Source organism: Actinoallomurus liliacearum, assembly GCF_039542035.1.
GTDB lineage: Bacteria > Actinomycetota > Actinomycetes > Streptosporangiales > Streptosporangiaceae > Actinoallomurus > Actinoallomurus liliacearum.
Map to the genome: position 1 here is coordinate 264,130 of NZ_BAABHJ010000008.1, position 14,976 is coordinate 279,105.

12 protein-coding genes are annotated in these 14,976 nt (G+C 71.0%); 5 read left to right on the forward strand and 7 right to left on the reverse strand.

What is annotated here, in order from left to right; translation table 11 throughout:
* Window positions 1-71: 71 nt before the first annotated feature.
* The 3 genes from ABD978_RS15990 (at window position 72) to ABD978_RS16000 (ending at window position 3,460) form a co-directional block, all read left to right on the forward strand.
* Window positions 72-1,271 (forward strand): PP2C family protein-serine/threonine phosphatase, encoded by a 1,200-nt coding sequence (locus ABD978_RS15990; RefSeq protein WP_345354278.1) that lies wholly within the window; start codon window positions 72-74, stop codon window positions 1,269-1,271.
* On the forward strand, window positions 1,268-2,887 hold the full coding sequence (locus ABD978_RS15995; protein ID WP_345354280.1) for a sensor histidine kinase: 1,620 nt from the start codon (window positions 1,268-1,270) through the stop codon (window positions 2,885-2,887). The genes ABD978_RS15990 and ABD978_RS15995 overlap by 4 nt, the downstream gene beginning before the upstream one ends.
* Window positions 2,888-3,019: 132 nt before the next feature.
* Entirely contained in the window at window positions 3,020-3,460 is a 441-nt protein-coding gene (locus tag ABD978_RS16000; protein WP_345354282.1) for a response regulator, read from the forward strand.
* Between the two features lie 15 nt (window positions 3,461-3,475).
* Here ABD978_RS16000 and ABD978_RS16005 read toward each other — a convergent pair whose 3' ends face one another.
* The 7 genes from ABD978_RS16005 to ABD978_RS16035 form a co-directional block, all read right to left on the reverse strand.
* Complete coding sequence (locus ABD978_RS16005; RefSeq protein WP_345354284.1) at window positions 3,476-5,215, reverse strand: ABC transporter ATP-binding protein; 1,740 nt, start codon at window positions 5,213-5,215, stop codon at window positions 3,476-3,478.
* A 224-nt stretch (window positions 5,216-5,439) separates the two neighbouring features.
* Entirely contained in the window at window positions 5,440-7,149 is a 1,710-nt protein-coding gene (locus tag ABD978_RS16010; protein ID WP_345354286.1) for an ABC transporter transmembrane domain-containing protein, read from the reverse strand.
* Between the two features lie 54 nt (window positions 7,150-7,203).
* A complete protein-coding gene (locus ABD978_RS16015) occupies window positions 7,204-8,232 on the reverse strand; it encodes an ABC transporter ATP-binding protein (RefSeq protein ID WP_345354288.1) in 1,029 nt (342 codons plus the stop codon).
* Window positions 8,225-9,235: an ABC transporter ATP-binding protein gene (locus ABD978_RS16020; RefSeq protein WP_345354290.1), complete on the reverse strand. Its 1,011-nt coding sequence runs from the start codon at window positions 9,233-9,235 to the stop codon at window positions 8,225-8,227. Before ABD978_RS16020 ends, ABD978_RS16015 begins: the two co-directional genes overlap by 8 nt.
* 344 nt (window positions 9,236-9,579) lie before the next feature.
* Window positions 9,580-10,506, reverse strand: a complete 927-nt coding sequence (locus ABD978_RS16025) for an ABC transporter permease (protein ID WP_345354292.1) — start codon at window positions 10,504-10,506, stop codon at window positions 9,580-9,582.
* A 60-nt stretch (window positions 10,507-10,566) separates the two neighbouring features.
* Complete coding sequence (locus tag ABD978_RS16030) at window positions 10,567-11,493, reverse strand: ABC transporter permease (RefSeq protein WP_345354294.1); 927 nt, start codon at window positions 11,491-11,493, stop codon at window positions 10,567-10,569.
* Between the two features lies 1 nt (window position 11,494).
* A complete protein-coding gene (locus ABD978_RS16035) occupies window positions 11,495-13,093 on the reverse strand; it encodes a peptide ABC transporter substrate-binding protein (protein WP_345354296.1) in 1,599 nt (532 codons plus the stop codon).
* A gap of 253 nt (window positions 13,094-13,346) precedes the next feature.
* Here ABD978_RS16035 and ABD978_RS16040 point away from each other — a divergent pair, with 253 nt between their 5' ends.
* Both ABD978_RS16040 and ABD978_RS16045 read left to right on the forward strand, forming a co-directional pair.
* Window positions 13,347-13,613, forward strand: coding sequence for a hypothetical protein (locus tag ABD978_RS16040; protein WP_345354298.1), 267 nt, complete (start codon window positions 13,347-13,349; stop codon window positions 13,611-13,613).
* Window positions 13,610-14,920, forward strand: coding sequence for an acyltransferase family protein (locus tag ABD978_RS16045; RefSeq protein WP_345354300.1), 1,311 nt, complete (start codon window positions 13,610-13,612; stop codon window positions 14,918-14,920). The genes ABD978_RS16040 and ABD978_RS16045 overlap by 4 nt, the downstream gene beginning before the upstream one ends.
* Window positions 14,921-14,976 lie beyond the last annotated feature (56 nt).

The window sequence follows — 14,976 nt, forward strand, 5'->3', positions numbered from 1 at the left end:
GTTGCCCCCGCGCCCGGTAAAGGGCACCATTCTTCAGACGGTGCGACCGGCACCCCGACCCCCGACGAGACGTGAGCGAGATAATCGAGCACTCGACCTCGGTCGTTCCCGGCGACGGCAAGCTGGAGATCCTCCTCATCGAGGACGACCCGGGTGACGCCTTCCTGTTCGAAGAGCTCCTCGACGAGGAGTTGCCCGACGCCGGCATCATCCAGGCGCGCACGCTCCGTGAGGCCCGTGAGCGCCTGCGACCCGGTGTCCACTGCGTCGTGGTCGACCTGTCGCTGCCCGACGCCGAAGGGCTCGACCTGCTGCGTCAGGTGCTCGACATGGCCCCGCGCTCGGCCGTCCTGGTCCTGACCGGCCGCAGCGACGCCGCAGTGGGCGTCGCCGCCGTCGCCGCGGGCGCCGAGGACTACCTGATCAAGCACGAGGTCGACGGTCCGCTGCTGGCCCGCGCCATCCGCTACGCCCTGGAGCGCAAGCGCGCCGAGGACTCCGAGCGCGAGCTCATGGAGGCCCAGATCCGGAGCGAGGAGAACGCCCGGATCGAGCTGGGGCTGCTGCCCGTGCCGCTGATCAGCGACCCGGCCCTGCACCACCACACGCGCTACCGGCCGGGCCGGGAGCGCGCCCTCCTCGGCGGCGACTTCTACGACACCGTGCAGACCTCCGACGGGTCGGTGCACCTCGTCATCGGTGACGTCTGCGGGCACGGGCCGGACGAGGCGTCGCTCGGCGTGCGCCTGCGGATGGCCTGGCGCACCCTCGTCCTGGCCGGGCACTCCGGGACGGACCTGCTGGACACGCTGGACACGGTCCTGTGCCACGAACGCTGGTCCGAGGAGATCTTCACGACGCTCAGCATGATCACGATCGCGCCGGACCGGCGGAGCGCGCGGTTCCACATGGCCGGCCATCCCGCGCCGGTGCTGTTCGCCGACACGACGGCCAGGGCGCTGCCCGACGAGGCGTACGGGCCGGCGCTCGGCCTGTTCCCCGGGTCCGAGTGGCCGGCCGCGGAGATCGAGCTGACCGGCGACTGGTCGCTCATGCTCTACACCGACGGGCTGATCGAGGGCCGCATCGGCGGCGGGCCGGACCGGCTCGGCACCGAAGGGCTCGTCGAGCTCGCGGCGAGCGCCCGCGCCCGGGGCCTCAGCGGCGACCTGCTCATCGACCACCTCGTCGCCGAGGTGGAATCCCTCAACGGCGAGGCGCTCACCGACGACCTCGCCGTCGTCATGCTCTCCGGAAAGGCCGCCCGGTGACCGCTCCCTCGACGCGCCGTCTGCGCCAGGCGCCGGCGCTCCAGGTCGACTCGGAGGGCGTGCCGAGGCTGGGCGTCGGCCACTGGTACAGCCTCGGCCTCGTCCTCCTGCTGCTCGCCGTCGTCGCCGTGGGCACCGCCGTCGGACTCGCGGTCCGGGACGGCAGCACCGCCCGCTCCGCGCTGCTCCGGCACGTCGACCCCGCCGTGCTGGAGTCCGGCCGGCTCAGCACGTCCGTCTCCACTGAGGGCGGCGCGGTGCGGACCTACGGCCTGACCGGTGACAAGGCCGCCCCCGCCGCGTACCGAGCCGCCAAGAACGAGACGGCGGCCTCCCTCGCCGGGCTCACCCGCCTGCTGCGGAACACCCCCGGCGCCGGCCCGGCCCGGGAGGCGGTCGCGGAGGTCGGCTCCCAGGTGGCCGCCTGGCGGCACGACTACGCCGACCCGCTCACCGCCGGGACCGCGAAGCCGTCCGCCGCCTTCGGCGAACAGCGGTTCGCCGCGGTCCGTACCGCCGTGGCGGCCGCCCGCGCGCGGCTGGCCGAGCTGCAGCACCGGTCCGCCGACCGGCTGGACCATCAGGTCGACCGGCTCTACGAGACGCTGGCCGGTGGGGCGGTCGTGCTGATCGTCGGCGCGCTCGGCCTCACCCTCCTCATCCGGCGCACCGTGCTGCGCCCGGTCTCCGCGCTCACCGGCCAGGTCCGCCGGGTCTCCCAGGGCGACCTGACGCACCCGCTGCAGGTCTCCGGGCCCGCCGAGCTCGCCGAGCTGGCGGCGCACGTCGACGCGATGCGCAATCACATCCTGGAGGAGTGGCGGGAGGCATCCGAGGCACGCGCCAAGCTCGACGAGCAGACCAGGGAGCTGCGCCGTTCCAACGCGGAGCTGGAGCAGTTCGCCTACGTCGCCAGCCACGACCTGCAGGAGCCGCTGCGCAAGGTGGCGAGCTTCTGCCAGATGCTCGAACGCCGCTACTCCGACGTCCTGGACGACCGCGGCCGGCAGTACATCGACTTCGCGGTCGACGGCGCCAAGCGGATGCAGTCGCTCATCAACGACCTGCTGAACTTCTCCCGCGTCGGTCGGGTGAACCGCGACATGACGGTCGTGAACTGCGAGACCGTCCTCGCGGCCGCCATGGACAACCTGGGGCTGGCCCGTTCGGAGTCGGACGCCGGCATCACCTGGGACGCGCTGCCCAAGGTGATCGGCGACGCGACGCTGCTCACCCAGCTCCTCCAGAACCTCATCGGCAACGCGATCAAGTTCCGCAGCGAGGAGCCGCCCCGGGTGCGGATCTCGGCCGAGCGCGCCGGCGACTACTGGGAGTTCGCCTGCAGCGACAACGGGATCGGCATCGACGCCGCGTACGCCGAGCGGATCTTCCTCATCTTCCAGCGCCTGCACCCGAAGGACGAATACACCGGAACCGGCATCGGTCTGGCGCTCTGCAAGAAGATCGTCGAATACCATGGCGGACGGATCTGGCTGGACACCGAGCCGGAGCAGCGGGGCACGACGATCCGATGGACGCTGCCCGCCATCGAGGACACCGACGACAGCGACGACAGCGACGACAGCGACGACAGCACGGAGACCTCCGAGGCATGAGCGAGCGGAGCGAGCGAATCATAAGCACAGTGCCTCTGGTCACTCCCCCGACGGAGGAGGGCGCATGAGCGAGCGCAGCGAGCGAACCATGAGCACAGCGCCTCTGGTCACTCCCCCGACGAAGGAGGGCGCATGGACCTGACCGTACGTCCGATTGAAGTCCTGCTCGTCGAGGACGACCCCGGCGACGTGGTGCTGACCAAAGAGGCGTTCGACGACAACAAGGTCAGCAACAAGCTGTCGGTCGTCAGCGACGGCGAAGAGGCGATGCGGTTCCTGCGGCGCGAGGCCGACTACGCCGACGCGCCGCGTCCGGACCTCGTCCTCCTCGACCTGAACCTCCCGCGCATGGACGGCCGGCAGGTGCTGGAGGAGATCAAGGCCGACGAGACGCTGCGCACCATCCCGGTCGTCGTCCTCACCACCTCCGAGGCCGAGGAGGACATCCTCCGCAGCTACCGCCTGCACGCGAACGCGTACGTCACCAAGCCGGTCGACTTCGACCAGTTCATCAAGGTCGTCCGCCAGATCGACGACTTCTTCGTCAGCGTCGTCAAACTGCCGCGCGGCTGAGGACCGGCTCCGTGGTCACTCCTGGCCGTGCCAGGAGCGCCACAGCGCCGCGTAGGAGCCGTCCCGGGCGATGAGCTCGTGGTGGTCGCCCAGCTCGGTGATCCGGCCGTCCTCCACCACGGCGACCCGGTCGGCGTCGTGCGCCGTGTGCAGCCGGTGCGCGATCGCCACCACCGTACGGCCGTCGAGAACGGCGGACAGGCTGCGTTCGAGGTGCCGGGCGGCCCGCGGGTTGAGCAGTGAGGTCGCCTCGTCCAGCACGAGCGTGTGCGGATCGGCCAGGACGAGACGGGCGAGCGCGAGCTGCTGCGCCCGAGCGGGCGACAGCGCCGCGTTGCCGGTCCCGACCTCGGTGTCCAGCATCGTGTGGGCCCAGGACGCGTCGACCGCGTCCAGCGCCCGCGCCAGCTCCTCGTCGGTCGCATCGGGGCGGGCCAGCTTCAGGTTGTCGCGGACCGTGCCCCGGAACACGTGGTGTTCCTGGGTGACCAGGGCGACGTTACGGCGCAGGTCCTCCAGCGGAAGGTCCACCAGCGGCACCCCGCCGACGGTGACCGCGCCGGCGCGCGGCCGCAGCACGCCGACGAGCAGCCGGCCGAGCGTGGACTTGCCCGCGCCGCTCGGCCCGACCATCGCGAGCCGCTCGCCCGGGCGCAGCCGCAGGTCCACCCCGTGCAGGACGTCCTGGCCGTCCCGGTAGGAGTAGCGCACACCGTCGACGGCCATCCGCTCGCCGTCGGGCCGCCGGCCGCTCGGCGTACGGTCCGCCGGCACCTCGGCGACGCCGAGCAGCCGGGCCAGCGACGCCCCGCCGACCTGCAGCTCGTCGACCCAGGACAGGAACCGGTCGAGCGGGTCGATGAGCTGCTGGACGTACAGCGTCGCGGCGGTGACCTGGGCCAGCGACGCCAGGCCGTGCAGGTAGAACAGGCCGCCGATCAGCAGCGTCGCCGCCACCGGCAGCACGTAACCGATCTCCACCAGCGGGAACCACACGGTGCGCAGCCCGAGGGTGTAGCGCTCGGCCTCCCACGCGACGGCGAGGTCGGCGTCCGTGCGCGCGACACGGCGGTCCTCCAGCCCCAGCGCCTCGACGGTGCGGGCGCCCTCGACGGTCTCGCTGAGGCCGGAGGTGACGCCGCCCCACGCCTGGTTCTCCCGAAGGTAGCCGTCACGGGCCCGCTTGAGGTACCAGCGGGTGCCGGCCCACAGCAGGGGCACCCCGACCACGCACGGCAGCGCCGTCAGCGGCCCGACGAGGATCAGCGCCCCGATCGCGAACGCGCCGGTGACCATCGCGATCAGCGTCTCGGGCACGGCGTGCCGGACGGTCCGCGCCAGGGCGTCCACGTCGCGGGACGTTCGGGTGACCAGGTCACCGGTGCCCGCCCGCTCCACCGTGGACAGCGGCAGCTCCAGGACCCGGTCGACGAACTCCTCCCGCAGCCGGGCCAGCACCTTCTCGCCGAGCCGCGCGGACAGGTAGACGGCGTACCGCAGCAGCACGCCCTGCACGACGACGAACGCGAGGATGGCGACCGCGATCCGGTCGACCGCCATGTGCGAAGACCCGTCGCGTACGTCCTGGACGAGCTCGCCCAGGAGCCGTGGGGCGACCAGCCCGGCGACGGCGGCGAGGCCGTGCACGGCCAGCACCGTCGCGAGCTCCCGCGGGTAGGCCAGCGTCAGCCGGCGCGCGTAGGCCCGCACCTGGGCGACCGAGGCGACCGGCAGGATCCCCGTCGCTTCGTTCATCTCGTTCGCGGCGCGGAAACTCCGGCCTTGAGGCCGGAGAGAAAGCGCCGCTCCCTCCATTCTCCTACGGTGTGTGAGTCCGCGATAACCAAGCGGATTCGCGGCCGGGCGGGTCGTGACAGCGCGGGGAGCCCTCCAGCCGTTGGGCGGGGCTGTGAACCGCGAACCACTGGCTTCTCCTTCGTGAGAGGTCGGAATCTCCCGCCTTTCGGCGGGAGAGGAGATCAAGACGCGCGCTCCTCACTGATCAGGTCCTCGCGGTTCACGGTGGCGGCGTAGGCGGGCTCGGTGCCGAGCAGTCCACGGTGGGAGCCGGTCGCCGCCGCCTTGCCGTCCTCGACGAAGACGACCTCGTCCGCGTGGTCGAGCACCAGCGGGCTGGTCGTGCACACCACGGTCGTGCGGCCGTCGCGGAACGCCCGGAGGCGGCCGGCGATCCGGGCCTCGGTGTGGGCGTCGACCGCGGAGGTCGGCTCGACGAGGATCAGCACCTCCGGGTCGGCGGCGAGGGCACGGGCGAGCCGCAGCCGCTGCTGCTGGCCGCCGGAGAACTCCCGGCCGCCCTCGGCGACCGTGGAGCGCAGGCCGTCCGGGAGCTCCTCCACGACGTCCGCCGCGCAGGCGGCGCGCAGGGCCGCCTCGACCCGGGGCGCCGCCCCGTCGCCGCCGAGTTCGTCGGCCAGCCGCCCGGAGAACAGCCGCGCCTCGTTGTCGGCGACCAGTACGGCCTCCCGAACGGCGCGCAGGGACAGCTCGCCCAGGGGGATCCCGCTCCAGGTGACCGGACCGTCGGCGAAGCGTCCAAGCCGGTCCGCGATGGCCTGCGCGTCCTCCGGCGAGGTCGCGGCGACGGCGGTGAGCCGCCCCGGCCGGACGACGACGCCGGACTCCTCGTCGACCAGGTCGCCGCGGGCCGGAGACCGGGTCCCCTCGTCGGGCAGCTCCGGTGTCATCTGGAGGATCCGGACGACCCGGCGGGCGGCGACGTGCGCCTTGGTGATCTTGTCGGCGGCCTCGGTGAGGGTCCGCAGCGGGTCGATGAGGAACACCGCGTACCCGTAGAAGGACACGAGCTGGCCCGTCGTGATCTCGCCGTTCAGCGCGAACCGCGCCCCCGCCCAGGTCACCAGCGCCACCAGCAGTCCGGGCAGCAGCACCTGCGCGCCGTCCAGCAGCGACTCGGTGCGCGCCACGCGGACGCCCGCCGCGCGGACGGCCTGGGACTCGGCGCGGTAGCGGGCCGCGACGACCTGCTCGCCGCCGATCCCGCGCAGCACGCGCAGGCCGGCCACGATGTCGCCCGCCCGGGTGGCCAGCTCGCCGTTCAGGTCCCGCTGCCGCTGCTGGTACCGGTGCAGCGGGCGCAGCAGCGGCCCGACCGCGAGGGCCAGCAGCGGCACCCCGGCCAGCACGATCAGGCCGAGCTGCCAGGAGGCCGTCAGCAGGATCACCCCGGCCACGGCGATCGAGACCACCGCCCCGCTGCCGCGCCCGACGATGTCCATCGCCGAGCCGATGTGCGATACGTCGGCGATCCCCACGCTGACCACCTCGCCGGTGGCCAGCCGTTTCGGCAGGGTCGCGCCGAGCCGTACGACCTGCCGGGTCGTCACCTGGATCGTGCGGAACGCCGCGCCCAGCCAGTTGACCGTGGAGAAGCGGTGCCGCAGCACGCCGGCCGCCGCCTGGACGAGGCCGAGGGCCAGCAGCGCCCCGGACCAGGTCACCAGCGCGCCGGCGTCGCGGGCGCTCAGGCCCGCGTCGATCGCCCGTCCGATCACGGCGGGCATCAGGGCCTGACTCACCATCCACAGAATCCCGCACCCGGCGGCGCCGACCATCGTGCCGACCTGGGCGCGCGCCGCCCACAGCAGGTAGCGCGCGGCCGACCGGTGGTCGGGCGTGCCGGGATCCGCCACTGGAAACGAGCGCATGGGAGACCCCGTTCGAGAGACGGCAGATCCCCCGACGCTACCCAGGCCTCGAGATCAGCCGCGAACGATTTTCTCGTCGGCGAAGTGGCACGCGCTCGGGTGCGACGAGCCCGTCGTGGCGCCGTCCGCGCCCTCCTCGGCGCCGTGCGCGGCCCTCACCTGCAGGAGGGGTTCGTCGGTGGCGCAGACGTCCTGGGCCTTCCAGCAGCGCGTACGGAACCGGCAGCCGGACGGCGGGTTCGTCGGGCTCGGGACGTCGCCCTCGAGCACGACCGGGGTCCCCCGCCGCGTCGGGTCAGGCACGGGCACGGCGGACAGCAGCGCCTGCGTGTACGGGTGCGTCGGGTGGTCGTAGATCTGCTCCTCGTCGCCGATCTCGACGACCTTCCCGAGGTACATCACCGCGACCCGGTCGGAGATGTGCCGGACGACGGCCAGGTCGTGCGCGATGAACACGTACGACAGGCCGAACTCCTGCTGCAGGTCGGCCAGGAGGTTCATGACCTGCGCCTGCACCGAGACGTCCAGCGCGGAGACCGGCTCGTCGCAGATGATGACGTCGGGCCGCAGCGCGAGCGCGCGGGCGATGCCGATCCGCTGCCGCTGCCCGCCGGAGAACTGGTGCGGATAACGGTTCACGTGGTCGGGATCGAGGCCGACCACCTCCAGCAGCTCCTGGACCCGGCGGCGGCGCCCGCCCTCCGGGTCCCCGTGGATCGCGAACGGCTCGCCGACGATGTCGCCGACCGTCATGCGCGGGTTCAGCGAGGTGTAGGGGTCCTGCAGGACCATCTGCACCCGGCGGCGCAGCCGCCGCAGCTCCGCCCGGGACAGCGCGAACACGTCCTGGTCCTCGAAGCGCACGGAGCCGGAGGTGGGGCGTTCGAGGGCCATGAGCAGCTTGGCGAGCGTGCTCTTGCCGCAGCCGGACTCCCCGACCAGGCCGAGCGTCTCGCCCCTGCGCAGCCCGAAGGACACGCCGTCGACCGCCTTGACCTGGCCCACCTGGCGCTTGAACACGACCCCCTGGGTGAGCGGGAAGTGCTTGACCAGGTTCTCGACCTGAAGGATCTCGTCAGCCACCGAGCACCTCCTCCGCGTAGTGACAGGCGCTCCAGTGCGCGGTACCGGTCGCGTCGCGCAGCGCGGGCACCTCGTCCGGGCAGCGCTCCTCCCGCGCCCTCGGGCAGCGCGGATGGAACGGGCAGCCCGCCGGGATGGCCGCGAGGTTCGGCGGCGACCCCTTGATCGGGGTCAGCGCCCGGTCCCGTACGTCGACGCGCGGCACCGACGCCAGCAGGCCCTCGGTGTACGGGTGCGCGGGCCGGGCGTACAGCTCCTTCACCTCGGCCTGCTCGACGACGCGGCCGGCGTACATCACGACGATGCGGTCGGCGACGTCGGCGACGACGCCGAGGTCGTGGGTGATGAGGATCAGCCCCATCGCCATCTCGTCCTGCAGGTCCCGCAGCAGCTTCATGATCTGCGCCTGGACCGTGACGTCGAGGGCCGTCGTGGGCTCGTCGGCGATCAGCACGTCCGGCTCCAGGGCCAGCGCCATCGCGATCATCACGCGCTGGCGCATGCCGCCGGAGAACTGGTGCGGATAGTCGCCCGCCCGCGCGGCGGCCGAGGGGATCCGCACCCGGTCCATGAGCTCGATCGCCCGCTTGCGCGCGTCGCCGCGGGACATCCCCCGGTGCACGATCAGCATCTCGGCGATCTGGTCGCCGACCCGGTGCACCGGGTTCAGCGCCGACAGGGCGTCCTGGAAGATCATCGCGATCTTCGCGCCGCGGTAGATCCGGCGCCTCTTCTCCGGCAGGCCGAGCAGCTCCGTGCCCCGGAACCGTACGGCGCCTCCCGTGACGTACGCCGGCGGGGTGTCGAGGATGCCCATCACGGCCTGCGCGCTGACGCTCTTGCCGGACCCGGACTCGCCCAGGATCGCGAGGGTCTCGCCCTCGGCGAGCGTGTAGGAGAGCCCGTTCACGGCGTTCACCGTCGAGCCGCGCATGCGGAACTCGACGTGCAGGTCCTCGACCTGGAGCAGCGGTGTCCCCGGAGCGGGGTCGGGTGTTTTCATCTGTTGTACGGCATGGCGACCCTGGCCTTCAGGCCAGGGAAGGAACGCCGCTCCCCCCTCGGACTGTCGGTGGTGGTGGTCAGGGTGCGGGCATGCGGTTCCGGCTCGCGCCCACGCCCGCTCAAGAGCAGGCGCTGCTGGACCACTGTCGCGCCTGCGGGCATGCCGATCACGCGGATGTGAACGCGGCCAAGAACATCAGAGACATCGCCGTCGGACGGACGATGACAGCGCGAGGAGCCCTCCAGCCACCAGGCGGGGCCGAGAACCGCGAACCTCAACCTGTTCTCACCTCCGGGTAGAAACCGGGTTGGAATCCCCCGCCTTCAAGCGGAGGGAGGACGTCAACGCAGTTTCGGGTCCAGGGCGTCGCGTACGGCGTCGCCGAGCAGCAGGAAGCTCAGCACGGTCGCCGTCAGGAGTACCGCGGGATAGATCAGGAGGTACGGGTAGTCGGTGAAGACGTCCTGAGCCTGGCTGAGCTGCAGCCCCCAGGAGACGGTGGGGTACCGCAGGCCGACACCGAGGTAGTCGAGCGTCGCCTCGTACCCGATCACCACGCCGACGTTCAGCATGGCGTAGACGAAGACCGGCGCGACGGCGTTCGGCAGGATGTGCCGGACCATGATCCGCACGTCGCCCGCACCGAGCATCCGGGCGGCCTGGACGTAGTCGGCGTCCCGGACCGCCAGCACCTGCCCGCGCATGAGGCGGGTCATGGTCGGCCACCACAGCACGCCCAGCACCAGGGACATCGACCAGACACCGTGGTCCGGGAAGGCGGTCAGGATGACCAGCGCGCCGAGCACGAGCGGCAGCCCGAAGAAGATGTCGGTGATCCGCGAGATCAGCGCGTCCAGCCAGCGGCCGAAGTAGCCGGACAGCGAACCCAGCGTGATCGACAGGGTCAGCGCGATCCCGGTCACGACGAAGCCCACGATCATCGGGGCGCGGGCACCGTGCACGATCTGCGCCCAGTAGTCACAGCCGTGGGTGTCGTAGCCGAACGGGTGGCCACCGGCCCCGAAGGGGTTCCACGACGACGGCTTGTGCTTGGCGAACCGCACGTCGCACCGGTCGTTGACCCCGCGGCCGGTGAACAGCCCCGGGAAGACCGCCATCAGGCCCATCACGAACAGGATGGCCACCGACACCCAGAAGATCACCCGGCGGCGCAGGTCACGCCAGGCGTCGCTCCACAGCGACGCGGACGCTCCCACGACCTCCGATCCGGTCTGGGCGACGGCGAGCGTGTCGGTGCTCTCGCTCACGCGCCCTCCTTCCTCGGCAAAGCGACCAGAGACGCTGCGCCATCGATTCGCTCGCCGCGCTCACTCATAGCGGATCCTCGGGTCCAGGGCGCCGTACAGGATGTCGACCACCAGGTTGGCCAGCAGGAAGATCAGCACCAGGAAGGTGGAGATGCCCACGACCGTCGGGCCGTCCTTGATCTGGACCGCCTGGAAGATCTGCTGGCCGATCCCGGGCAGGTTGAAGATGCCCTCGATGACGATCGCGCCGGCGAGCAGGTTGCCCAGGTCGACGCCCAGGTAGGTGACCACCGGGATGAGCGAGTTGCGCAGCGTGTGCCGGACGATGACCCGCCGCCGCGGCAGACCCTTGGCCCGCGCGGTGCGCACGTAGTCGGCGCGCGTGTTCTCCACCAGGCTGGTGCGCGTCAGCCGGGCGATGTAGGCCAGGCTCAGCGAGCCGAGGATCATTCCCGGCAGCAGGTAGCTGTACGGCCAGCCGTCGTCGGTACCGGCCGTCGGGAACCAGCCGAGCTTCAACCCGAAGATCAGCTGCGCCGAGTAGGCCAGCACGAAGGCCGGGATGGCGATGACGAACGTCGTGCCGCTCAGCACCAGCGAGTCGATGATCCCGCCCTTGCGCAGGCCGGCGAGCACGCCGAGCCCGATGCCCACGACCAGTTCGAAGATCCAGGCGGTGAGGGCGAGCTGGACCGTGACGGTCCAGCCCGTCGCCATCAGGCTGGCGACGGACTGGCCGTTCAGCGTCTCGCCGAAGTCCCCGCGGGCGATGCCGAGCAGATACCGGCCGTACTGCGTGATCAGCGGCTCGTCGAGGTGGTAGTGGTGCCGGAGCGCCTCGTAGACCGAGGGCGGCATCGGCTTGTCGCCGCCCAGTGCCCGGATCGGGTCACCGGGCAGCGCGAACACCGCCACGTAGATCAGAAACGTCGTGCCGATGAGCACGGGCACCATCTGCAGCAGGCGCCGGAGGACGAAACGCCACACGCTACTTGACCGTCACCTGGTCAAGGTGGACCAGCGGGTTGACGTACGGGTCGACGTGCACGTCACCGATGTGGCTGGAGTAGCCGGCCTGGTCCTGCCAGTTCCACAGCGGGGTGAGCGGCAGGTCCTTCAGGATGAGGTCCTCGGCCTGCTGGTAGTACTTCTGGCCCTCCTCGGGCGTGCTCGCCGCGTTGCCCTTCTGGATCAGCGCCTCGCACGCCGCGCCGTCGTACCCGCTGCGGGTCGGCTTGGCGCACCGGGGCGTGAGGTAGTCCTCCGCGCTCGGGTAGTCCATCGTCCAGTTGCTGCGGTACGGGCCGGTGGCCTTGTGGTCGACCAGCTTGGAGATGTAGTCCGACGCCTGGATCTTGTCGAACGTGATGTCCTTGATGCCGAGGTTCTGCTTGAGCTGGTTGGCCACGTCGGTCATCCACTGCTCGTACGTCGGGTCGGCGTTGGAGAACAGCAGGTGCAGCGTGCCGTTGAAGCCGCCGGCCTTGTCGAACAGCTGCTTGGCCGCCGTCGGGTTGTACGTGCAGGCCTCCCCGCACGCGCCGGCCCGGTAGCCCGGCACGATCGGCGCCAGCAGCGAGCCGGTGGGCTTGTAGATCCCGTTGAAGACGGCGTTCACGATCGACTGCCGGTCGATCGCCATCGAGATCGCCTTGCGCAGGTCCGGGTTGTTGAACCGGCTGTCGTAGAGCGGGAACTCCAGGAAGTCCATCGTGCCGCTCGGCACGCTGAGGTACCGGTTGCCCAGCAGTCGCTTCGCCTGGGGCACCTGGGCCGCCGGGATCTGGGTGTCGAAGTCGACCCGGCCGGCCCGCAGGTCGGTGTAGGCGGCGTCGCGGCTGGCGTACGTCTTGAAGATGACGCCGTCGGACTTGGCCGGCCGCGGCCCCTTGTAACCGGGGAACTTCTTGGTCTTGATCTGCCGGTTGTGCTCCCAGGAGCCGTCCATCATGAACGGGCCGTTGCCGATCGGCTTCTCCTCGTACGCCTTCAGGTCCGTGAAGGCCGCCTTGGGCATCGGCGCGGTGCCGAGGAACGACAGGATGTACGGGAGCTGGCTGAACGGCTGCGACAGCGTCACCTGCAGCGTCTGCGGGTCGACGACCTTGAGGCCCTTGAGCGTGTCGACCTTGGGCTTGCCCTTGTCCGGGTTGAGGTCGGCGTAGCCGTCGATGGCGGAGAAGTAGTAGTTGTTGCCCCAGCCGTTGGCGCCGTTCGCGGTGTAGTTCCACGCGTCGGCGTAGCTCTGCGCGGTCACCGGCTCGCCGTTGTGGAACGTCAGGCCCGGCTTGATCTTGATCGTCCAGACCTTCTGGTCGGTCGAGTCGACCGACGCCGCGTCCTGCGGAACCGGCTTGCCGTTCGCGTCCAGCGTCATCAACGTGTCGAACAGCGCGCTGTCCACGTTGAGGCCGTACGCGTCATTGGTGTTGCCGGGGATGAGGTGCTCGGGCTCGATGTTGGCGAAGGTGAAGACCTTCGGCTTGTCACCGCCACCGCCACCGCCGCCGCAGGCGGACGCCGCGAGCGCCACCGCGGTCAGGGAGATGAGCCAGCGGCTCTTTTTCACGGTCATCAGGCCGTCCACCTCCGGGATCGTACGGGGATCGGCCCTAGCCTGGAGCAATACGGCCACGCTCCGGTAGATGTTAACGTCAACCGTTTCGATATTGAAATATACCTACCAACATGCACCCTCGGTGACCGCCAGGTCGGCCGTTGGCCGAACGCACGCCTCCTGTCCCGGACGGAAAGCGCGCTGTGATCTTCCTCTCCGCAACCCGCCGGGGCCTCCGGACAAGAAAGGGGGAAGGCATCCGCTGACGAAAGGACACCGAAGAATGCCTGGCCCTTACGAGACCGAGGGTGACGCGAGCGCCGACGTGCGCGACATCTACGCGGCCTATCACAAGCGAGGTGTCATGGCGGCGAAGACCCTCGACCGGCTGACCACCGTGTGCGCCGAACACGGCGTGAAACTCGGCGAGTTCGACCGCGACGTCCTGCGGTGGCTCGCCCGGCAGAAGCCCGAAAGAGCACAGGTGATCGTCGGCCTGGTCGAGCGGGCCACGGCCGGGAACGGCGGGGCCGTCACCGGGCCGGTATGAGGAAGAGGGAGGGAGCGTCGGCCCGGGAGCCCGGGCTGACGCCCGCCCCGGCACGGGCGTCCGACCGGCTGGCGTGGCTGGACGCGCTGCGCGGGCTGGCGGTGCTGTCCGTCGTCATCGATCACCTGACCTACCACCTGCTCACCGGGCTCAGGCCCAGCGTCCTGCCCTGGTTCGACAACGGCGCCTACGGCGTGATGATCTTCTTCTTGGTCAGCGGCTACATCGTGCCGGCGTCGCTGGAACGCCGAGGAGACATCAGGGGTTTCTGGCTCGGCCGCTTCTTCCGGCTGTACCCACTGTGGGGACTCGCCCTGACCGCGACGTTGGGGCTGGCGGCGGCCGGCGTCGGCGCACTGCGCCAAGGCCTCGCCGATCGTCCGGCGCAGGCCGCCATCGCCCACCTCACGATGTTGCAGGACCTGCTGGACGTCACCAATGCGATCAACGTGTTGTGGACGCTGTCGTACGAGATGGTGTTCTACCTTCTGACCACGGCGTTGTTCGTGTTCGGGCTGCATCGCCGCAGCAGCGGTGTCGCGCTCACGTTCATCCTGGCCGCCTGCGGGGCCGGAGGCGTGCTGTCTCCCCTGTGGCTGTCCCGATCCGTCGGCACCGGCACCGTCATCCTCCTGGCGACCGCCGCCCTGGCCGCCGGGCTGGCCGGTGTCGTCCGCCGATCACGAGCCGCCCGTGTGGCCGGGGCGGCGATTCTCACCGCCCTCTCACTCTGCCTCGTGACGGTCAACAGCCGGCTCCCGGTCTGGCACAGCCTCGTCATCCTGGCGACGATGTTCTCCGGGACCGCGCTGTACCGGATCGAGCAGCACCGGCCCCGCTGGTGGGGACTCGTGGCCCTGGTGCCGCCGCTGTCGATCGCGTGCGGTCTCGCGTACGGGCCGCCCGCCGAGCGATGGCGGTGGGCGCTGACCGTGGCGGCGGCCTGGGCGACCTTCGCCGTCGCGATGCTTCTCCGGCATCGGCGCCTGCCGCCGATCCTGCCCTGGATCGGGGTCCTCAGCTACTCGATCTACCTGCTCCACCCGCTGCTGCTGGACCTGCTCGACGCCGCCTGCGGCGACCGCCGCGACGACACGCTGCTCCTCCAACTCGCCTGGGTCGCGCTCTTCCTCGCCGCCCTCCTCGGCGCGAGCCACCTCGCCCATCGGTACGTGGAAGTACCCGGGCAGCGACTCGGTCACCGGATGAGAGCGGCCGGTCCCGCGGCGAACCCTGCGGCCGGAACGGTCCTGCGGAGCGCGGACCGCCAGTGCCCGGGCCCTTCCCGTCCGGTCGACGCACCGTAGTCCGCGAAGATGTCCACGGCCCGGGAGGAGAAGGGGGGACGTACCTTCTCTCCCGG